Consider the following 20,932-nt stretch of genomic DNA (forward strand, 5'->3'; position numbering starts at 1 on the left):
GTTTATGCAATGGGTTCTTGACATTTTGAAATCCTTAGTACATAGAACATCCTATTGTTATGAGAGCTCATATATTGAAAGTACTGTTTTTAACGGTTATTTGTTATAATTCTACTGTTTATGGAGCATTAGAGAAGTTGGTGACTCCCTTTGATGATCTAAATTGGAATGAATTGCCAGGAGATGATGAAAAAGAGGAGGAGAAAGGACATTTTGTCGACCAAGATGCTATATGGTTGCTTAATTCAGATTTTAGGTGTGGAGAATCTATCGTGGATTTTCAGCCAGAGGCTGTGGAGGAAAATACGGAGGGATTCACACCGAATATTCGTCTTTACCATTTCCGTAAATATAAACAGACTTTAGTTGAGATTAATGAATTGCGTCAAAAAATACTTGATGGTGATCACGGCTCCGAAACGCTAGAGCAGTTTCTTAATAAAATGAATAAATTACAGTCCGTGGGGCTTCTCGATGAGGATGTCTGTGAATTTTATCTGTTCCCCTCGGATACCGTTCAAGAGGAAGAAGAGGAAGAAGAGGAAACGTCTGCGGATGCGGGAATTCTCAGAAAGCAGTCCATAGTCGAGATTATTTTAGGTGATTGGGAAAATCGCCCTGCAAATGATAAAGTACTCGTTGCGTTCTTAAACTTTTTCAAAGGACGTTTTGATAAGGTATGGAGCGCATCGATTGACGATCCGAGATTGTTGGCCAGAATTGTAACGACTAAGCTTGGAGAGGTTGAGGAATCGGAGAGTGTGAAAAAAGATATACTGCCTTGGAGTTTTTTCTTTACCTACGCTCGTGATATTTTTAACGATATTGTTAAAATAGTTAGCAGCGAAGAACTTCCAAAAGGGACTAGAGTGGAATTCCCTATAGAATTTACTCTTTCTAATGGTAGAGGTGTGGTACTGTTACCGGGTATAATATAATAGTGGATTATTGCCAGCACTCGTACGTTCCAATGCACTTCGCCCCGTGGATTAATATAATCTGCTGGGTGTTTTTATGTTCATCTAGGCGCTAAACTTCAGCGATTTATGTTTTTTCAGGGTCAGCAGTATGAGTAGTTCATTTTATTTTAAATAAACGTAGATAATGCTTGACTTTTAATGAAGACGATGCGAGAAGCAACTTCATTATGAACGGAAAAGTATGGAAGCTTCTGGTTATTTGCATGGTCTATTTAGGCTCAAATCCATTGAACTTTGGAACTACGCCTCCTGTCAATCCTGCCAAAGAGATTTTAGATGAACTAATGTCCGTCATCAATAATGCGGCGAGGTCTAACGACGATGATGAGCCTGATTTTGGACATGTTCTACACGCCATGTTTCAAATATGTGATTGGATTTGCGATGGACATCCTGTGGAGACATTCGATATGAGTATCGTGAGAAACATTTGTACCAGGCAAATTGAAATCGACGCGGTTTGCGAATATAAAGATGCATTAAATGAGGTTTGTAGTTTACATCAGGCGGTCATCCAGAGGGCCTGTTCTGCTGAAGAGATGTGTCAATATCTGGATAAGATGGCTCATCTCGGAGGATGTGTTTTATCAAGCAACTTGATCGAATACTTTTTATTTGATACGGCGGCTCGCCTTTCTGAAGGTGAAAATGTGGGAATTCCTGTATTAAACTTGATTTTGCGAAATTGGAGAGCGCGCAGAACTCCCGAAGTTCTTGTCGCAGAAGAAGGTGTGCATTTTTGGAAAAATTCGCTGCAAGATGAAGTACTCCGCTCGTTTTTCCACTTGTATGACATGATTGCAGAGGTTCAAGGCAAAGACTTAATTAAAAAGATTTTGACGACGAATATCGCTAACGATGGCCCTGTTTGGTTGTTTTTATTTTCTAGCGCTAAGGATGTATTAATAAAGTCGCTAGAAGATAGATGCTTCGACGGTTTGGATGATATTTTTGCGCTTAAGACAACACTATCGAATGGGCAGGCGATCTGTTTGAAAGATGTTTTGCAGTTTTCACCTAAGGAATTCGAGATAGACCCAGTGAACGGTACATATTCTCTCCGAGAAAAAAGGAATAATGAAGTAAATGTAGATGCGATGATTGAAGCTCATAATTTATTTGAGAAAATGCTTTTTGATAGCACTCCAACTCTGGGGTTTACGCATGATGGTCAAAATGCAAATGACTCTGACTTTTCAAGATTGCCATGTAACGATAATTCGCAGGCAGTTGATCTAATCCATGATTCTGATTCTGATTCTGACGCAAAAACAGAGTGGACCGAGGAGGATATTCTCGCGCTCTTAGATTAGTGTTTTTACATAACATTGGCTAGAAGGTGTGTAAGAGGAATAAAATGCGGCAACCGAAAGCTCGTTGATTGCGACTTTTTTTGACAATTTCCCAAAGGAGCATTGAAATCTCTGGTGATTTGATTGAAATGTCCCCATTTGTAGTTCGATGGCGCTGCGGATCCAGTCACGTCGCAATTTCGTTGTCCAAAATAAGCTTGGATTACACGCGACGCCAGCGGCGCTGATTGTGCGTACGATCAACAAATATCCGGGAATTGACGTGTGGGTGCGCCAAGGCGATGAACAGGTCAATGGGCATAGTATTATGGGGCTGATGATGTTGGAGGCTCGATATCACACGCATCTCTTGTTTATTCTCGAAGGCGGGGAGTTTGCCCAACAAGAAGCGCTGTTGCACGACCTCGAGGTGCTGTTCGATCAGAAATTTAATGAGGATTAGCGCGCTGAAGGAAATTTACTTGTAACGCCAAATCCCGAAGACGATAATACCGGTATGTTTGTTGATGAGGCAAAAGTTGTTTTGTCGGCGGGGAAGGGTGGCAATGGATGCCGTAGCTTTTTACGCGAAAAGTATCGTCCGAATGGCGGGCCGAACGGCGGCGATGGCGGCGATGGCGGCGATGTCGTCCTCGTCTGTGACCGCAATGTTTCGGACCTCGTGCAATACCAGTTTATGCCGCACGCTTCGGCGAAAAATGGCGAACCGGGGCGCGGTTCGAATTGTCATGGCGCTAATGGGGCTCACTGCCTCTTAAAAGTTCCCGAGGGGACTGTTGTCGTTAATAATGATACGGGCGCCGTTGCAACGGAACTGCTACATGAGGGCGAATGCGTCGTCTTGCTCAAGGGGGGCAAGGGCGGCAGGGGAAACACAACATTTAAAAGTTCTGTCAATCAGGCTCCACAACGGATCACCTTGGGTATGCCGGGTGAGTGCGGAGAGTTTACTTTCGTGCTCAAAACGATCGCTGATATTGGGTTGGTCGGATTCCCGAACGCTGGTAAATCGTCGCTCATCAATGCGCTGACAAGGACGCAGCAAAAGTCTGCCTCCTACCCATTTACGACGCTCAATCCCAAAGTTGGAATTATTCCTTATCCAGAGCATTACAAAACGCTGACGATTGCCGATATCCCGGGGTTGATTTCTGGCGCGCATCAAAACCGAGGACTTGGAATTAAGTTTCTTAAGCACATCGAGCGCTGCAAGGTGCTATTGTTTTTAATCGATATCGCAGCCGAGGACGAGCAAGATCCTCTGGCGCAATACCAGGTTTTGCGTCAAGAATTGCAGTGTTATTCCAAGAACTTGTTGTCGAAAAAGCAGCTCATTATACTCAACAAAATGGATTTACCGTCAGCAGCGGAAAACATTAAAAAGTTTAAAGTGGCTCTTCGTGAAGAGACTTTGGAAATTTCCTGTACACAAAACATCGGGTTGGAGGCTCTGAAGGAAAAATTGTACGCGATTTGCGAGGCATAGGTTGAAAAAAGTCTTTGGGTGACTACAATGCCTCTCGTGAATTCGGCGGTGCTTGTAATTTGTGACGGGTGGGGTATTAATAAACGACCGGAGTTGGCGCCTTGGGACGCAATTGCGCGTGCGAAAACACCGGCGTTTGATCGATTGCTCACGACGTGTCCGCATACCGAGATTGCGACCTGTGGACGTGCAGTTGGATTACCCGAAGGCGTTATGGGCAATAGCGAGGTTGGCCACCAAAATATTGGCGCGGGGAGGATTGTTGATCAGGAAATTGTCCGCATTGATAAGGCATTCGAGACCCATACAGCGGACCAAAATTCGGTGATTCTCGAGGCAATCCGTCGGGCAAAATCGAAAAAATTACACCTGATTGGCCTGTGTTCAGACGGTGGGGTACATTCCGTTTTGCGGCACCTCTATGGTCTACTCCGAATCTGTAAGCAACAAGAGTTGAAAGAGGTTTATATCCACTTTTTTAGCGATGGGCGTGATACGGCGCCGGAAAGCGGGCTTCAGTTTTTATCGGAAATCGAACAGCAGTGCCAAAAAATTGGTGTCGGAAAAATCGCAACGGTTATTGGGCGTTTTTGGGTGATGGACCGCGATCATCGTTGGGAACGAGTCCAAAAAGCGTACGATTGTTTAACTGGGATAGATGGACTTAAGGCGCATAGTGCCCGCGAGGCGTTGGAGCACTATTACCAGAATCCCATTGACGAGGTCCGTCGTGGCGATGAGTTTGTGTTGCCGATACAGATTATCGATCCCAATGGAAAATTCTCCGGCGCGATTGAAGACGGCGATTCGGTAATCTTTTTCAACTTCCGTGGAGACCGCCCTCGGGAAATTACGCGTGCTTTTACCGATCCAAACTTCGACGGATTTACGCGAAAAAAAGTCGTCAACGTTTTCTGGGCAACTTTGACCGAGTATGAACAGGGATTGTGCCCGAATGTGATTTTTAAGCGTCCTGAAAAAATGCGTAATATTCTGGGGAGTTACCTTAGTGAACGCGGTATTACCCAGTTCCGCTGTGCCGAGACGGAAAAATACGCGCACGTGACATTTTTCTTCAACGACTACCGCGAGGAGCCCTTCCCAGGCGAAGAACGTGTGTTGATCCCGAGTCCAAGCGATGTCGAAACCCACGATCAAAAGCCCGAAATGAGCGCGATTGCCGTGAAAGATCAGGTCGTTTCGGCGATTTTGTCTCAAAAGTACGGGTTGATTGTCGTGAATTTTGCCAACACCGATATGGTTGGGCATACAGGAAATCTCGGTGCTGCTGTTCGGGCCGTCGAGACCGTTGATCGGTGTCTAGGCGAGATTGTGCAGGCGGTGGAAAAAGTACAATCGACCGCGCTAATTACGGCGGATCACGGAAATTCCGAGCAAATGTGGGACCTCGAACACAAGGTGCCGTACACGCAACATACGACAAACCCGGTATATTTGATTTTGTGCGGTGAGCGCCATGGGGCAAAAGCTTTAAAAAGTGGCGGCAAGTTAGGTGATATTGCACCGACCTTACTCGATCTCATGGACCTATCAAAGCCGGCAGAAATGACTGGCGATTCGCTGATCAAGCGCTGATGATTGGGGGAGGAGAAGTGTTTTGGCAGTCGCCGTTGTGTGGCGTGCTGGCGTTCATTTTGGGCGCTTGTTTGGGGAGTTTTTTCGATCTTTGCATCATGCGTATCCCCAAAAATCAATCCGTCATGTGGCCAAGATCGTATTGTGAGTGTGGCCAGTCGATTCCATTTTACCTCAATCTTCCGATCCTAGGATGGTTAATATTGCAGGGGCGCGCACGCTGTTGCGGAAGACGCTTAGAGTGCCAGTATTTGTTCGTCGAATTATTGACGGCACTGCTGTTTACGCGGCTTTGGGTTTTGTATAGCCCGATGGAGTTTTGTATTTATGGTCTCTTTTTAGGTCTACTGATCATCGCTTCGGGGATCGATTTTACGACAATGATGATTCCGGATCGCTGTTCGGTTGGTGGTGCTATTTTAGGGATTTTGGGCAGTGCGATTCTAACGCATTACGTCCATGGGAATTATATTTTTTTAGGCATTTTTGAGTCGCTGAAAGCCATGCTCTTGGGATCGAGTGCGCTGTTATGGATCGCAATTTTGAGTGAACTTGTCTTGAAAAAAGAAACCGTAGGCTTCGGCGATATCAAACTCATGGGTTGTATTGGGGCATTTTTAGGAACCAATGGCGCGATTTTTGCGATTTTCGGCGGCGCTACGCTGGGGCTTGTAACGATATTTCCCGTTTGGTGGTGGATCCATCGCACACGAAAAATCCGTACGGGATCGATTCTGCCCTTTGGCCCATTTCTTAGCCTCGGCGCAATGGTCTATTGCCTAGGTTTGAGGCCGTTTGTCGACGAATATTTTGCTCAACTGGAATTATTGCTGCGGTAAATTAATCTTCAGGAGGGAAACGATTTTCTTGTCCCTGCCATAGTCGACGTAGATTTGGGACGTGTCGCCAAATGAGAAAAATCATCAGCGCGAGGCTTAAATACAATAATATTTCGGAATACGCAAAAAGGTAGGTGAGTAGCGGAAGCATGAGCGCGAAGCTAAGCGAGGCCAGCGATACGAACCGCGAAATCCGGAAAACCGAATACCAAAGCAGAAGACATAGGATCGTAATACTCGGCATGATTGCTAGCAACCCGCCAATCGTTGTTGCGACGCCTTTCCCTCCGCGGAATTTGAGAAAAATCGAAAAGCAATGCCCCGTTACCGCTCCAGCGAGCGCGGTCGCCATGAGGATGTCTTCAAGCTGCGGATGTTGGTGAGCAAGGTAGTGCAGAGCGACTACGGATGAAAATCCCTTCAGTGCATCGAGGAAAAATACGAGAAATCCGTAGCGTCTGCCTAGAATACGGCCGACATTGGTTGCTCCTGGATTGCCGCTGCCTTCTTGAAAAATATTGACGCCCTTGGAACGAGTGACGAGGACGCCGAATGGGATTGAGCCAATGATATAACCAAAAACAAAGACCGCGAGGTAGATCCAGTCCATAGATAGGCATCAAAACTAGCATTTTGCAACCAAACCGCAAATCAATTAAGCAGAGTGCGTGGCGGCGATTTTTTCAATGAGCCGCGTGGTACTAAAGCCCGGAAGTATACTGGTAAAGCGGATTCCCGCGTGGACATTTTTAAGCGCGGCACGTTCTTCCGGGGCCAGTGTTTCGAGCGTGTAATCGGAGGATTTTGCGTAGATATCGGGGTGCAGCTCCCGAATTTCGTGATCAAGGCGAGGCGTGTCGAAAATAATAATCCCGGAGACGCAAGACAACGCCGCGAGCATGTAGGCCCGCTCTTGTTCTGTGAAAATAGGGCGTGTCGGCCCTTTCAACGACCGAACACTTGCATCGCTGTTGAGCGCAACCCATAGCGATCCCCATTGTGCAGCTTGTTGCAAGGCGTAAATATGTCCTACATGAAGCATGTCAAAACAGCCATTGGTGAGAACAAACGCCCCTTTTGGTCCCTGTTTCCTAATTGCGCTCGCGGCCTCTAGCGAGTAGAGTTTGGGATTGGGAAACATAACCTACGCCGTTGTAGCCGTTCGCAAAGGACGAGAAAGCGTCCCACGGATTCGGTCTAAAATGCCGTTAATGAAGGCTTTAGAAGGTTCCCCAGAAAACAATTTTCCAAGCTCGATCGCCTCGTTAATCGTAACAACAGGAGGAATGTCGGGGCGATAGAGCAACTCACAGGTCGCAAGGCGTAATACGCAAAGGTCGACGTTCGATAGGCGTGAAAAGTTCCAATTCGTCGCGAAACGTTCAATTAAGGCGTCGATTTCGTGAAGATGCGACTGCATAAGGAGAACAAGTTCCTGCGCGAATTGAAAATTTTGGGGGTCTTTCTCAAAGAGTGTACATATTTTCGGAAAATCCGTTGCTGAGGCCGGTCGATGTGTCAATTGGCACATGTAAGCCCACTGAACCGCGAGAACCCGATTCTCCCGGCGCAGAGACCGATGCTCAACTGCACCAACCGTATCCATATATAATAAAGAACAAAATTTAAGCCGAAGGTTCCGTTACCGGCTTTCGATCAATGACCTCGTCAACAATTCCGTACGCTTTCGCTTCGAGGGCCGACATGTAGAAATCGCGGTCGGAGTCCTTTTCGACTTTCTCAATTGGCTGTCCTGTACACTCCGATAGAACGCTTGTCAAGGTTTTTTTCCAGCGAAGAATCTCTTTAGCAGCAATCGAAATATCCGAAGTCTGGCCCGTTGCCTGTCCCGAAGGTTGGTGGATCATAACACGACTGTTGGGAAGCGCGTAACGTTTCCCATGCGTTCCGGCGGCTAAAAGGACCGTCGCCATGCTCGCTGCTTGTCCGATGCAGTACGTGATGACATCGCAATTCATGAACTTCATTGTGTCATAAATCGCCATGCCCGCGGTCACACTGCCTCCCGGGGAGTTGACGTAAACGTGAATCGCTTTTTTCGGGTCTTCCATCTGCAAAAACAGCAGTTGTGCTACGACCGCGTTAGCAACAAAGTCGTCAATGGGTGTCCCAAGAAAAATAATCCGATCCTTCAGTAGCCGGCTGTAGATGTCCCACGAGCGTTCCTGGCGGCCATCGCGCTCATAAACGTAGGGAAGCGGCAAATAGGTCTGATCCGAAATCTGAACCATGATGCTATTTCGTTTCTTCGGTTACGGAAGAGCGTTTGGAGGATTTACGCGGAGCTTTAGCGGTCTTGCTCTCTTCCTTATCTTCGGAAGTTTTTGCTTTTTTGCTCTTCGTTTCTGATTTTTCCTTTTTGGGCTTCGCCTCTGTTTTTTCTTTAGACCCCTCTTCAAACTTGGTCACTTCCTCGGTTTTTGGTGCGTCGGGATCTGTAAAATTCGGGAATCGTTTTAGATTTTCAACCAAAATGAAGTCGAGCGTTTTTCCAAATAAAGCACGGCGTTGGAGATCATGGATGCGTTCGCGGTCATTCCGAATTTCGTTCAAAAATCGATCCGGAGAAAGCCGTAACATCGCAGCCTCTTGAGTGACCATTTGCATTAGCTCCTGATTCGTTAGTGTAATCTTTTCAAGTTCGGCGATCTTTTCGAGGATAAAGTTAATTTTCGCGCGATCATGCGAAAGCTCCTTGGTATCCTCAAACAATTGGTCCTTGTTGGCGTTGATCTCGTCGATGGAGACGCCTTCATTGATCTGGCGCTCAATAAAACCGCGGACGATGTGGACCTGTTCATAACTCGCAGAACTCTCAGGAACCTCAAAATTCATCTGATCGATCAATGCCCGGACGACGGTCTCTCGCTGCTCAAAACGCTGCGTTTGGATTTTTCGTTGCTTGAGATTTTCTTTAACATGTTGCCGGAATGCTTTGAGATCCTCTTCGTGGATTTTCTTGAAAAACTCGTCACTTAATTCGGGGAGGATTTTTTCGCGAACTTCAAAGACTTTGACGTGATAGAGCGCTTTCTTTCCGCGAAGGTCTTCAACTTCAAAATCTTCTGGATAGGTCATGTCGACGTCCTTTTCTTCATCGATGCTCATCCCGATAATGCCTTCAATAATCGCTTTTACACCAGGCGATTCAGTGTTACCAGCTTCTTCCCAGGTGTTATCTTGGGCAGCCCAAATCGGCGCAACTTTTACCTTTTCGGCAATCGGTGTCCCGTCCTCAAAAGTTCCCCGGTATTGTAAGCGCACGAAATCTCCTTTCTTTGCCGGGCGTTTGACGATATTGTACTCCGCGTGATGATTGCGAATCTCTTCAACAGCCTTGTCGACTTCTTTGTCGGTAACCTCGACGTTTGGGTTTTCGATTTCAATGTTCTTGTAGTCGATGAGCTCAAACGTTGGCTTTAAATCGACTGTAAAGGTAAATTCACGATCACCATTCTCGAGTTTTTTAGAAGTAAACTTCGAAAGCGAAAAGACATCCCAGCTCTGTTCTTTAACAAGATCATCAAAAATCTTTTGGGCAATCGTCTTGTCTACCTGCTCCCCAAGCTCCTTCGTGTAGCGTGACCGAATCAGCGAGAGCGGTACTTTTCCTTTGCGAAACCCAGGGACTTTCACCTGTTGGGCGAACGTACTCAGGACGGAACTTTCCTCTTCCTGGACCACCGCCTGTGGGACGGTTACAACGGCCTCCTTGCAGACCGAATTGATCGACTTGATATCACTTTTCACTGAAAACCTTCCGCTAGAGCTCTCTAAGGAGGTTGTTAGGGGCGTCAACCTTATAAAAATTTTTTATCACCAAGATAATATTTCAAGAGAAATGGGGGTAGCATTTCAATCGCATTCCCAAGCAACATGATTATAAAATAAAGTGTCTTATTTTCGAAGTGAATTTCTTCCGGCGGAATAAACCCGATGCCATAACAGAAAAGACATGAAACAATAGCGATAGTACAAAGAAGAATCATGCCAATATTACCTCCAGGGACTTTATAGGCACGCGGTGTTTTCGGGAATTTGAAACGCAAAATGATTCCCGAAAGAAACATGAAGGTATAAATAATAAGGATCGATTGTGTTGTGACGGCAGATAGGATCCAGAAACAAGCTTTCACGGAGGGGATGAGTAAAAAAAGTCCCGCGAAAAAGGTAATGACGACCGCTTGCCAAAGCATAATGGTCGAAGGCATACCCGCAGCGTTGATCTTTTGGAGCGAAGTGGGGAGTTCGCCAGTTTTCGCAGCGGCGAGTAAACTCCGGGAAGGTCCGGTAATCCAGGCCATAAACCAGGCAACAGCGCCAAGGGCCATTAAACCGGCAATCGGACGCGTCCAGTTGGAGAGGTTGAAGTGTTCTAATAGTACTTCAATCGCTTGGATGACACCGGCTTCGAGCGTCAGCGTTGCTTTGGGAACTGAAACCGCAATCGCCAGTGAACCTAAAATGGAAACCCCTAAAATAAGTAGTGTCGAAATGAGAATCGCTCGGGGGTAATTTTTTTGTGGATTTTCGACATTATTAGCATGTGCTGCGGACATCTCTAATCCGCTAAAGCCCAACAAAACTCCAAGAAACAAAACACACTGTTCTGCGCCTTCAAAAGGGGGAATTAATTCGGCCCATCCAACAGGTGTACAAAGTTTGTGCCCAGTAATGATCCATCCGAGACCGAGAGCAATAATCAGCGCTCCGGGAATCAGGGTTCCACAAATTGAACCAATACTCGTAACGAGACTTGCCAGGCGCATTCCGTGTAGGCCAATAAAGGTTTCAGCCCAGGTAACGACGAAGATCACGCCAAAGGTGTAGAAATTCGCAATATTGAGACCGGTATCGCTGACCGCCATCCATTCCGGGTGTCCAAAGGCATAGGCGAGAAGGGGAGCTAGATAAGCAAGACACGCCGGACAAGCAACGGCATTCCCTAAAAATTGAAGCCAGACGACGAAAAATCCCGTTTTACGCCCGAGCGCTTGGCTGACCCAATAAAAGATCCCACCTTCACCCGGGAAACCGGTCGCCAGTTCGGCGGCAACCAGTGCTTCGGGAATTAAAAATAAAAAGACGGCTGCGAGATAGAAAAAGACCATCGAAAAGCCGTATTCCGCCATCGCCGGGAGATTGCGGAGGCTGACAATGGCCGCACAATTGATCATCGCGAGCGCGAAAACGCCTAAAAACTTCTTGGGCGCAGTACTTTTCATCGATACGGCGGGACAATCGCAATCTTCCCGATCTGTGTCAATGGATTTTTACGCCAGCGTCTGTGCAAAATCCAATAATGTCGGCAGACAGCGAATACGGCCTTCCGCAATCAATGTCTTACAGCGTTCCGAACGGGGATAATCCGAATCGAGAAGAATGCTATGGATATCTCCGGAAAGTCCTGCAAAAGCATCGGTCTCCTTATCGCCGACCATGTAGGATTGTTGGGGATCGAGATGGTATTTTTTAAGCATCTCCAAAATAAACCGAGGAGAGGGCTTGCGGTAGTGGTTCGGAGCGACTTCGGCTTCCGCAGCAATACAGATTTCTTGAAAACAACGGGTAGGACCGAGCAGTGTTTGTAGTCGTTGATGACAGGCTTCGACGTTCTGGCGAGTATACATACCGCGCTCAATGCCCGGTTGATTGGTGAAGAGAAATAGTAAAAATTTTTTTTGTATAAAAAGATCTAACGCTTCCAGTACGCCGGGTAAAAGATGGATTTTTTCGGGTTGATAGACATAGCCGTAGTCGACATTGAGGGTTCCGTCACGGTCGAGAAAAATCGCTTTTGCGATCGACTTTTGTGGGTTTTTCGAAAAACAGACGGCCATATGTTTGGCCTCTTTTCAAAAGTCCGTACGGGCCTGGCGTCAACGAAAAATAAACTCGTCCAGCGGATTCAACACCTTTTTCGAGATAAAAACCTCGATACAACCGCCCTCGAAGCAGCGCTTTATGCAGCAGATCTAGGGGTTGAGACCGTTGAAAAGATTCTATCGTCGGTTCCTCACCGAGATCAAGATTTACGCGCCGTTGTTGAACCGATTCTCCTCCAAACGATGGCCGGTTCAGAAGGTGATCCGCAAACGTTGTTGACTACATCTGAGCCCATGGTGATTGCGCTGATTGGTTCTAACGGCTCTGGAAAGACAACAACCGCGGCAAAGCTTGCGTATTATTTCGCTCAACAGGGGAAGTCAGTCATTGTTGGTGCGTGCGATACCTTTCGGGCAGCGGCGAATGAACAGCTCAAACGTTGGGCCGAACAACTCCAATTTGATCTCGTTGAAAGCCATAAGGGAGCCGATCCGTCATCGGTCGCATTCGATACCTGTCAGGCGGCTTTGAGTCGTCATAAAGATATTGTAATTCTCGATACGGCCGGGCGTCTCCACAATAAAGCCAACCTCATGGCAGAGCTTCAAAAGCTCAAGCGTGCGATTGGGAAAGTCCATAATAGTTTTCCACAACATATCTGGAGCGTTATCGATGCGAGCCTCGGGAGTAATGCAATTGTTTCGACGGAAAAATTCCACGAGGCGATTGGATTAACCGGAACCGTCATTACAAAACTTGATGGTAGTAGCCGGGGCGGTACACTGGTAGGGATTTATCAAAAACTTGGCATACCGGTTTACTTTATCGGGCTTGGTGAGCGCTGTGAAGATCTAGAACCTTTCCGCGTAAATGATTATGTTACTGCACTCTTAGCGTAGGATACCGCAAAAAATTTTTGACATAGATCGTTTTAGCTTCAAACCTTGGTGCGCCGATGATAGAGATCACAATACGCGATTTAGTCAAAGCGTTTGCGGGCAATACGGTCTTAAATCATATCGATTTACAGGTTCAAGCGGGGGAGCTGTTTTTTTTACTCGGGCCGAGCGGCTGCGGTAAGACGACGCTTCTCCGGACGATTGCAGGATTTTATACGGCGGATCGTGGTAAGATTTTTTTCGGCAAGAAAGATGTTACTCGCCTTCCGGCCCACAAACGTAAGACAGGGATGGTCTTTCAAAGCTATGCGCTTTGGCCGCATATGACGGTCGAGCAGAATGTAGCGTTTGGGCTTCAGCAGAAAGGTGAGAAAAAAGCGACGATTGCGCGCGAGGTTCAGGAAGCTCTCGAGATTGTCCAGATGTCGGCCTATGCTTCTCGGAAACCCAATGAACTATCCGGAGGGCAGCAACAACGTGTTGCATTAGCCCGTGCGCTTGTGGTTCGACCGAAGTGTCTTTTGTTAGATGAACCGCTTTCAAACCTCGATGCACAACTTCGGAACGAGATGCGGGTTGAGATTCGTAAAATTTGTAAGCAATACGAACTGACATCGATTTACGTTACACACGATCAAAAAGAAGCGCTTTCCATTGCAGATCGAATTGCCGTTTTAGAAAAAGGAAATATCCGACAAATTGGAACACCGATCGAACTCTATAAACGCCCGGATAGCTGTTTTGTTGCGAACTTTATCGGTGAAACGAATATCTTAGACGGTGTCGTTATTCGGAAAGGCCCTGACGAAGCCTTTGTGCGGACGAAAATCGGCAACTTCCGGGGCATGATCGATAGTAATAATCCCCATATCCAAGAGGGGAGTAGTGTTAAAGTTTCGATCCGACCGGAGAGCATCAAATTGGAAAGCTTCCCGGTTGAAGAAAACTGTGTCGAAGGGATGATCGGACATTCCACGTACTTTGGCGAAGTAGCGCATTATCTTTTTGAGAAAAACGGTGTTCATCTCCAAATTTCGGAACTCAATCCCTGTCATCTCTCGCAAGTCGAACGCTACGGGATCTATGCGTGGTCACTGCCGGAAGATGTCGTTATTTTGAGTGAATAGCATGTTCAAAAAGCTTTTAAATCTCCTCTATCTCGCCATTGTCGTTGCCATCCCATTTATCTTTCGACGTAGCGAAGTTCAACTCGTACCGACCAACCCCAATGAGGTGATTGTTATTATTACTGCACATAATGAAACCTTACGCAGCGAGTACGGCCGTGGCTTCATGGAGTGGTACCGACAAAAGACGGGGAAAACGGTAACAATTGATTGGCGACATCCGGGCGGTGGACGTGACGTTTCACGCTACATTGACTCGATGTTCATGAATAATTTCCGCTTCCACTGGGAGCATGTACTTCAAAAACCCTGGGGGCAGAAAGAGCGCGCTATTTTCGCTCAGCTTGAGAATATCAAAAAAGACGATCCTGATCCCATTGCCCGAGAACTTAAGGAAACATTTTTAGCATCCGATATTGGTTGTGGCGTAGATCTTCTATTTGGTGGCGGGGTCTTTGATCATAAGGTTCAAGGCGCGAAGGGCTATACCGTGCCCAGCGGATTTATCGCTCTACATCCCGAACTATTTAACGACGATGCGATCCCGGAGTTTTTTGCTGGCGAGCGCTTATGGGATGCCGATAGTCGATGGATCGGGGGAAGTCTTTCCAGCTTTGGGATTATTTATAATAGCGATGCGGTACATGCACTCGGAACACATCCACCCGTGACGTGGATGGATTTAGCCGATCCGCGCTATATTGGCGGTATTGCAATTGTCGATCCCACAAAGAGCAGCTCGACGCTGAAGTCTTATGAAATGCTCATTCAGCAACAAATGCAGATTGCATATGCACGCTCTGGAGATGAATCGCAGGCTATCCGTGAAGGTTGGTTGGCAGGATTGCAACTCATCCAAAAGATCGTTGCTAACGGGCGATATATGACGGACTCATCAGCCCAGACCGTTCTCGATGTATCGGAGGGAAATTGTCCTGTTGGGATTGCGACGGATTTTTACGGTCGTTCGGAACAGAGTAATATTGCCGCACGTGGAGGAAAGTCCCGTTTCCATTTTGTGATTCCTCAAGCTGGATGTTCTCCTTCACCAGATCCTATCTCACTCTATCGGGGAGCGAAACATCGTGAATTGGCGATGGCGTTCTTAGGATATGTCTTAACGCTTCCAGGACAGCAACTTTTAGCGTATAAGGTAGGTGTTCCGGGGGGACCGCAGCATACACCGCTGTGTCGTGCACCGATCCTTAAGACTGTTTATCAATCGGAGTATTTGGAGAACTTTGATAACCCGGATGTGAACCCCTATCGCGAGGCAGCGAATTTTACGTACCGTGAGGCTTGGACGAAGCCGGTCTTTCGAGCATTGGGATTAATTTTTAAGATGGCATTTTTGGATCCCGAGGATTTGTTACATAAAGCGTGGTCGCGGATCCAGAAGGCTTATCAATCGGGACGTCACGAAGATGCCGATCGGGCGCTAGCGGTGATGCAAGACCTGGGATTGTTTGCCTATGACCGGGTGATCACCGAGGTGATGCCGGAGACCCGGAATAAAGATTACTTGAAGGCGACCCAGTATCAGACAGATATTGCGAACCATTTCCGAGAACAATACCGTCGGGTGGCCGAGATCGCGAAGGGCCATTGACATCGGATGCGCGTTGCTAGAGTAGGGGCGTGATTGTATCGATTGAGGGGCGTTTGGAGCAGCGGACGGCATTGAGTTGTGTCGTTGTGACGGGCGGTATTGGCTACGAAATCGCGGTACCGCTGACGATCCAATTGCCATCGTTGGGGGAAAATGTCCGGCTTTCGATCTATGCGGTTTATCGGGAGGATAGCCAGGCGCTCTATGGGTTCAATACGCCTGCGGAACGGGATTTTTTCAAGTTGATTGTCGAAAAGGTGTCAGGGATTGGTCCGAAAATCGCGCTCGCGATGTTGAGTAAGTTCCGGTTAGAATCGCTGATGGGCATTATCGCGAACCGAGAATCGGGTATGTTAGCGAAAATTCCTGGTATTGGGGAGAAAACAGCTAAGAAAATTCTCTTTGAGCTCGCGGATCGCTTACCGTCTTTCGGTCATCATACGCCTATCGGAAATGAACAGAACGACGCCATTCTGGGCCTTATTGCTTTGGGTTATAAGCGTGCCGAAGCGGAAAAGATGGTTTCAACGGTCGCCGAACAATGTCCAGAAGCCTCGGCCGAGGTGCTTATTAAACAGGCGATCCGCGTTAAATGAATTTCTTGGGAATCGATTTTGGAAATAAGCGTATCGGACTCAGTCTGGGGGATGATGAATGTTATTTAGCTGTTCCTTTGGGGTGTCTACAAGTTCATTCTTGGATACAGGTTTTTCAAGAGCTAGAAGAAATTGTCCAAATGCGTCACATCCACCAGATGGTGGTGGGGTATCCCTATAATATGGATGATAGCGTAGGGCCCAAAGCGCAAGAAGTTGACCGGTTTATTGCGGAATTACAAAAAAAAATACCTCTTCCTATTGAGCGAGTTGATGAGCGTTTAACGAGTGAGAGCGTCGGTGATCTCTATCACCGTTCTGGGAAAAATCGTCAAAAATTACGCCGAAAAGGAATGATCGATGCCGCTGCCGCTGTCATTATTCTCCAGGAATTTCTCGATATTACATTTTCTTAAAACTGACGTGTTTCTCGTGAAAAAATTTCACTTGACGGTATAGCGAATGCTGCTAGCGTCAGCACCAGTCGGAGACTTTGCGAACAGCGGGCGGGGGTCAGTATCTCCGCTCTTTTTGTCACCGGAAGCGTAGTTATGAAGACGGGTAGTGAGATTTTGGCGGTTCTCGAGTATATGGAGAAGGAGAAGGGGATCCCGCGGAGTACGATGATCGAAACGGTCACCGAGGCCATTCGGTCTTCCGCGCTAAAAAGCATTAACGCCGGGTACGACGTCCGTGTCGAAATCAATCCTAAGACCGGCAATCTTCAGGCGTGGTCAATTCTCGAAGTCGTCGATTCCGTCAGTGATCCACAAGCCCAGGTCCATATTAATAAGGCCCGAGAGACTCATCCCAACGTCAATATCGGTGATGTGATTGAACGCGAGATTGATCCTGTAACGCTCGGGCGTATCGCAGCCCAGGGCGCGCGCCAGGCTATCTTCCAGGGGATCCGTAACTTCGAACGCGAGAAACTTTACGAGGACTTTAAAAATTCCGTTGGCGATATCGTCAGTGGTATTGTCCGGCGCCAGGATATGGGAAATATCTACGTCGAGCTCGGTAAGTCCGAGGCCCTACTGCCTCAGCGCGAACGTATTCCAGGGGAAGAGTATGTGCCTGGCGACCGTATTCGTTGTCTATTGCTCGCGATCGATCAAACACCGCATGGCCCCGAGATTATTTTGAGCCGTTCCCATGGGCGTTTTGTTCGCCGCCTTCTGGAAATCGAGGTCACGGAAATCGCTGATGGGACCGTAGAGATCGTCAGCATGGCGCGTGAGCCGGGATATCGGACGAAAATCGCCGTCCGGAGCAAAGATCCCAAGGTCGATCCCGTTGGCTCCTGCGTTGGCGCACGCGGTGTCCGGATTCGCAGTATCGTTAAGGAACTCGGGGGCGAGAAAATCGATGTCATTCGCTGTAGCGATGACCCGGTAGCATTTCTACAAGAAGCCATCCATCCTGCGGTGCCGTTGAACGTCAAGCTCGATGAGGTTACGCACCAGATGAGCTTCGAAGTTCGAGAGGAAGACCTGGCGGTAGCGATCGGGAAGCGGGGACTCAATGCCCGTCTGACCTCCCGATTACTCGGTTGGCGCCTCGATATCAAAAAGGCAGAATCGGAGCAGGAAAAAAGTCTGAATAAAAAAATTCAGAAGGCGACAGAAGGCCTCAATAATATCCCCGGTATCGACGATGCAATGGCTCAACGTCTGGTCGCATGTGGTTTTACGGATGTCGATGTGTTTGATGACGTCACGGAAGAAGATTTGCAGGACGCAGGTTTTTCGCTCGACGAATCGCGGTTCATACTTGAAAATATCGGAAAATTCAAGAAGGCTTAGTCGCGGAAATGAGCATTCGGGTGTATCAGTTGGCTAAGGATTTGGGCCTCGATAATAAGCAGGTCATGGCGTTATTGCGTGACCGTGGCCTGAAAGTGATCAGTGCGTCGAGTTCCATTCCGAACATTTACGCCGATGCGTTGGCAGAGGAGCTTAAAATCACACCCGCATCAAAAGCGACACCAGAGCCGACAACAATTCGAGTTCCCCTTGATGATGCGCCAGAACCTAGCGCTGCGCCCGCTGTTCCAAAGATAGAAGTTGTTCCAGCACGGAAACCTGCTTCTGTACCTGCCGTCCCTAAGGTACAGGGACAGGGAGATGCCGCAGAAATACAAAGTGTCCGTCGACCTTCTAAACCTTTTATTGAGCGGAGTGAAGGCGCTAATAGTCGTTCAGAACCACATCCAGCGGGCGGTAATGCCATCAAGATCCCATTGCCCAAATTAGGCGCAAAAAAACCTGTGAGCTTTACCTCTAGGACAGAAACTCTTGGGTTGGAATCGCCAAGCGAGCGGGCAAAACCGAGCCGTCCGCCAGAGGTCATTCTTCCAGGGCGCAAAAAAAATACCGAAAAGTTTACGGATAAGCGGTCGGCACCAACGGTCCATTTCGAGTTACCTTCTCGAAAACAACGCCCGTTAGAAAACAAAATTCCGATCCAGAGGACGGAAAAAACAGAAGAATCGGTACAGGAACTTAAGACACTCGTTTGTAAGGCGCCGATTATCGTCCGCGATTTTGCCCAAAAGATCGGCATTAAGCCGTTTCAGCTGATCTCGATCCTGATGCGTCAGGGGATTTTTGCCTCGATGAATCAACAGATCGCTGATGAGATCGCTATCGATATTGCCCAAAAATACGGCTATCTACTTGAGGTTCGTCAGAAATCGGATCTTAACCGTCCAGCGCCGCAAAAACCCAAAGTCGTCATCCCGAAGGAAATTTTACCGCGTCCGCCCGTGGTGTGTGTGCTCGGTCACGTTGACCATGGTAAGACGACGCTACTGGATTTTATCCGCCATACAAGCGTTGTCGCTGGCGAAGCAGGAGGCATTACGCAGCATACCGGGGCGTATCAGGTCGAGTGCGACGGTAAAAAAATCACATTTTTGGATACTCCGGGACACGCGGCGTTTTCCAGTATGCGCGAGCGCGGTGTCGAGGTCACGGATATTGCGATTTTAGTCGTTGCCGCCGATGATGGATTTATGCCTCAAACCGATGAGGCGTTAAAATTTGCCCAAAAGGCGGGCGTTCCAGTCGTTGTTGCGATTAATAAGATCGACGCTAAGGGTGCCAATCTCGATCACGTCAAACAACAGATGCAGCAGCGGGGGATTGCGCCGGAGGAGTGGGGCGGCGATACGCTTTGTGTAGGTATTTCGGCGCTCAAGGGGACGAATATCGATGAGCTTCTGTCGCTCGTACTTTTGCAGGCGGAGATGATGGAACTGAAAGCCGATTACAAATGCCCGGCAGTAGGCGTCGTTATCGAGTCCCAGATCGATACAGGGCGCGGTCCGGTCGCAACGGTCATCATCCGCGAAGGAACGTTAAAAGTCGGTGATGCCTTGGTCTGTGGCTCGAAGTATTGTCGAGTACGCTCGATGCTCAATGAACGTGCCGAGGTCGTGAAGGCGGCGACACCCTCTACACCGGTTAAAATTATCGGTTGGAGTGGTGTACCGGAAAATGGAGCAGTTTTTGAAACCGTCAAAGACGAAAAGACGGCAAAGAATCAGGCCGAAGAGTACGCAATTAACGAGAAAAGATCGCATGCGGAACCGGTTCCGAAAATTGCCAACATGAAATCGCTTTTTGAGGCGATTGAGTCGCAAAAGCAAAAGGTCCTGAAGGTTGTCGTTAAGTGCGATGTCCAGGGGACGCTTGAGGCGCTCATTCAGTGTTTGGAGGCGATTAAGAGCGATCGCGTAAAGCTTGAGATCTTAGATTCTGGCGTCGGCGCGGTTTCACAGAGCGATGTCGAGTTCGCGAGCTCATCGGGGGCGTTGATCGTTGGCTTTAACGTCAAAAAAGATAACGGAGTGGCGCCGCTGGCGAAAAATAAGGGTGTCCGTATCTTGTTGCACGACATCATCTATGAGCTCATCGATCAGGTCAAAGAAGCGATGTCCGAGTTGCTCGATTATGAGTATACAGAGGAGCACCTCGGAACGGCGGAGGTTCGTCAGGTTTTTGAGCTTGCGAAGGGGACAGTTGCGGGGTGTATGGTGATCGATGGCCAGATTGCCCGTGATAAGCCGATTCGCGTCCGGCGGAACAATGAGGTGCTGTTTGAAGGCAAAATCGATTCGCTCAAGCGGCAGAAAGAAGACCAGTCCGAGGTGCGTTCGGGGTTTGAGTGCGGGATCAAAGTCGAAGGATTTTCAGATTTTGAAACCGGTGACACTCTCGAAAGCTACGATCGAATCCGTCATCTACAAAAGCTATGAGTGTTCGATTGGAGCGGATGAATGAGGCGATCGCGCATGAAGTTAGCGCGGTTTTGCGAAAAAACTTTCGCGAGGAGGCGGCTATGGTGACGATTGTTGGGGCGCTCGTTGCCCCAGATTTAAAGTCTGCCATTGTCAAATATTCCGTTTTAGGCGATCCGGTAGCTAAACACCAATTGGCAAAATTTTTTTCGAAGCATGGTCTTTTAATTAAGAAGGAAATCGCACATCGCCTCCAACTACGCAATGTCCCGGAACTTAAATTTTCCGTAACCGATGCGATCGCGAAGGGAAACCATCTCATTGAAGTATTGGACACGATTGCTCCTGAGGATACCCTTGTGGAATAACCTTGAAAAATAGGGTAATTCGCAAAGCT

General features: G+C 47.9%; 21 protein-coding genes. 14 read left to right on the forward strand and 7 right to left on the reverse strand.

Going from position 1 to position 20,932, the window contains the following annotated elements:
- Positions 1-59: 59 nt before the first annotated feature.
- From LW808_002795 to LW808_002820, 6 genes are all read left to right on the forward strand, one after another.
- Complete coding sequence (locus LW808_002795; protein UPA28207.1) at positions 60-938, forward strand: hypothetical protein; 879 nt, start codon at positions 60-62, stop codon at positions 936-938.
- A 209-nt stretch (positions 939-1,147) separates the two neighbouring features.
- A complete protein-coding gene (locus tag LW808_002800; GenBank protein ID UPA28208.1) occupies positions 1,148-2,293 on the forward strand; it encodes a hypothetical protein in 1,146 nt (381 codons plus the stop codon).
- Positions 2,294-2,441: 148 nt separating this feature from the next.
- The gene (locus LW808_002805; protein UPA28209.1) at positions 2,442-2,735 is read left to right on the forward strand and encodes an HPr family phosphocarrier protein; all 294 of its coding nucleotides are present in this window, start codon (positions 2,442-2,444) and stop codon (positions 2,733-2,735) included.
- A gap of 54 nt (positions 2,736-2,789) precedes the next feature.
- Entirely contained in the window at positions 2,790-3,779 is a 990-nt protein-coding gene (gene obgE, locus LW808_002810) for a GTPase ObgE (protein UPA28210.1), read from the forward strand.
- 27 nt (positions 3,780-3,806) lie between these two features.
- On the forward strand, positions 3,807-5,375 hold the full coding sequence (gene gpmI / locus LW808_002815) for a 2,3-bisphosphoglycerate-independent phosphoglycerate mutase (protein UPA28211.1): 1,569 nt from the start codon (positions 3,807-3,809) through the stop codon (positions 5,373-5,375).
- Complete coding sequence (locus LW808_002820; protein ID UPA28212.1) at positions 5,375-6,214, forward strand: prepilin peptidase; 840 nt, start codon at positions 5,375-5,377, stop codon at positions 6,212-6,214. Before gpmI ends, LW808_002820 begins: the two co-directional genes overlap by 1 nt.
- A gap of 1 nt (position 6,215) precedes the next feature.
- Here LW808_002820 and plsY read toward each other — a convergent pair whose 3' ends face one another.
- From plsY to LW808_002855, 7 genes are read right to left on the reverse strand one after another with little or no spacing between them, the layout of a single operon-like run.
- Positions 6,216-6,824 (reverse strand): glycerol-3-phosphate 1-O-acyltransferase PlsY, encoded by a 609-nt coding sequence (plsY, locus tag LW808_002825; protein UPA28213.1) that lies wholly within the window; start codon positions 6,822-6,824, stop codon positions 6,216-6,218.
- A gap of 45 nt (positions 6,825-6,869) precedes the next feature.
- Positions 6,870-7,355 (reverse strand): adenylyltransferase/cytidyltransferase family protein, encoded by a 486-nt coding sequence (locus LW808_002830; GenBank protein UPA28214.1) that lies wholly within the window; start codon positions 7,353-7,355, stop codon positions 6,870-6,872.
- Between the two features lie 3 nt (positions 7,356-7,358).
- The gene (gene nusB / locus LW808_002835; GenBank protein ID UPA28215.1) at positions 7,359-7,820 is read right to left on the reverse strand and encodes a transcription antitermination factor NusB; all 462 of its coding nucleotides are present in this window, start codon (positions 7,818-7,820) and stop codon (positions 7,359-7,361) included.
- 19 nt (positions 7,821-7,839) lie between these two features.
- On the reverse strand, positions 7,840-8,466 hold the full coding sequence (locus LW808_002840) for an ATP-dependent Clp protease proteolytic subunit (protein UPA28216.1): 627 nt from the start codon (positions 8,464-8,466) through the stop codon (positions 7,840-7,842).
- Between the two features lie 4 nt (positions 8,467-8,470).
- The gene (tig, locus tag LW808_002845) at positions 8,471-9,985 is read right to left on the reverse strand and encodes a trigger factor (protein ID UPA28217.1); all 1,515 of its coding nucleotides are present in this window, start codon (positions 9,983-9,985) and stop codon (positions 8,471-8,473) included.
- Between the two features lie 50 nt (positions 9,986-10,035).
- Complete coding sequence (locus tag LW808_002850; GenBank protein ID UPA28218.1) at positions 10,036-11,460, reverse strand: APC family permease; 1,425 nt, start codon at positions 11,458-11,460, stop codon at positions 10,036-10,038.
- A gap of 48 nt (positions 11,461-11,508) precedes the next feature.
- Entirely contained in the window at positions 11,509-12,075 is a 567-nt protein-coding gene (locus LW808_002855) for an HAD-IIIA family hydrolase (protein UPA28219.1), read from the reverse strand.
- Between LW808_002855 and ftsY the strand changes: the two genes are divergently transcribed.
- The 8 genes from ftsY (at position 12,076) to LW808_002895 (ending at position 20,903) form a co-directional block, all read left to right on the forward strand.
- Entirely contained in the window at positions 12,076-12,960 is an 885-nt protein-coding gene (gene ftsY, locus LW808_002860) for a signal recognition particle-docking protein FtsY (protein ID UPA28220.1), read from the forward strand. It begins immediately after the preceding gene.
- A gap of 56 nt (positions 12,961-13,016) precedes the next feature.
- A complete protein-coding gene (locus tag LW808_002865) occupies positions 13,017-14,087 on the forward strand; it encodes an ABC transporter ATP-binding protein (protein UPA28221.1) in 1,071 nt (356 codons plus the stop codon).
- A 1-nt stretch (position 14,088) separates the two neighbouring features.
- Positions 14,089-15,696, forward strand: coding sequence for an ABC transporter substrate-binding protein (locus LW808_002870; GenBank protein ID UPA28222.1), 1,608 nt, complete (start codon positions 14,089-14,091; stop codon positions 15,694-15,696).
- A gap of 29 nt (positions 15,697-15,725) precedes the next feature.
- Positions 15,726-16,292, forward strand: a complete 567-nt coding sequence (gene ruvA / locus LW808_002875; protein ID UPA28223.1) for a Holliday junction branch migration protein RuvA — start codon at positions 15,726-15,728, stop codon at positions 16,290-16,292.
- Positions 16,289-16,708: a Holliday junction resolvase RuvX gene (ruvX, locus tag LW808_002880; protein ID UPA28224.1), complete on the forward strand. Its 420-nt coding sequence runs from the start codon at positions 16,289-16,291 to the stop codon at positions 16,706-16,708. Before ruvA ends, ruvX begins: the two co-directional genes overlap by 4 nt.
- Before the next feature lie 135 nt (positions 16,709-16,843).
- Positions 16,844-18,097 (forward strand): transcription termination factor NusA, encoded by a 1,254-nt coding sequence (gene nusA, locus LW808_002885; GenBank protein ID UPA28225.1) that lies wholly within the window; start codon positions 16,844-16,846, stop codon positions 18,095-18,097.
- 8 nt (positions 18,098-18,105) lie between these two features.
- Positions 18,106-20,553, forward strand: coding sequence for a translation initiation factor IF-2 (gene infB, locus LW808_002890; GenBank protein ID UPA28226.1), 2,448 nt, complete (start codon positions 18,106-18,108; stop codon positions 20,551-20,553).
- Positions 20,550-20,903, forward strand: coding sequence for a ribosome-binding factor A (locus LW808_002895; GenBank protein ID UPA28227.1), 354 nt, complete (start codon positions 20,550-20,552; stop codon positions 20,901-20,903). Before infB ends, LW808_002895 begins: the two co-directional genes overlap by 4 nt.
- The last annotated feature ends 29 nt before the right edge of the window (positions 20,904-20,932 follow it).

The sequence above is a fragment of the Verrucomicrobiota bacterium genome (genome assembly GCA_021294815.2).
Lineage (GTDB): Bacteria > Verrucomicrobiota > Verrucomicrobiia > Opitutales > LL51 > LL51.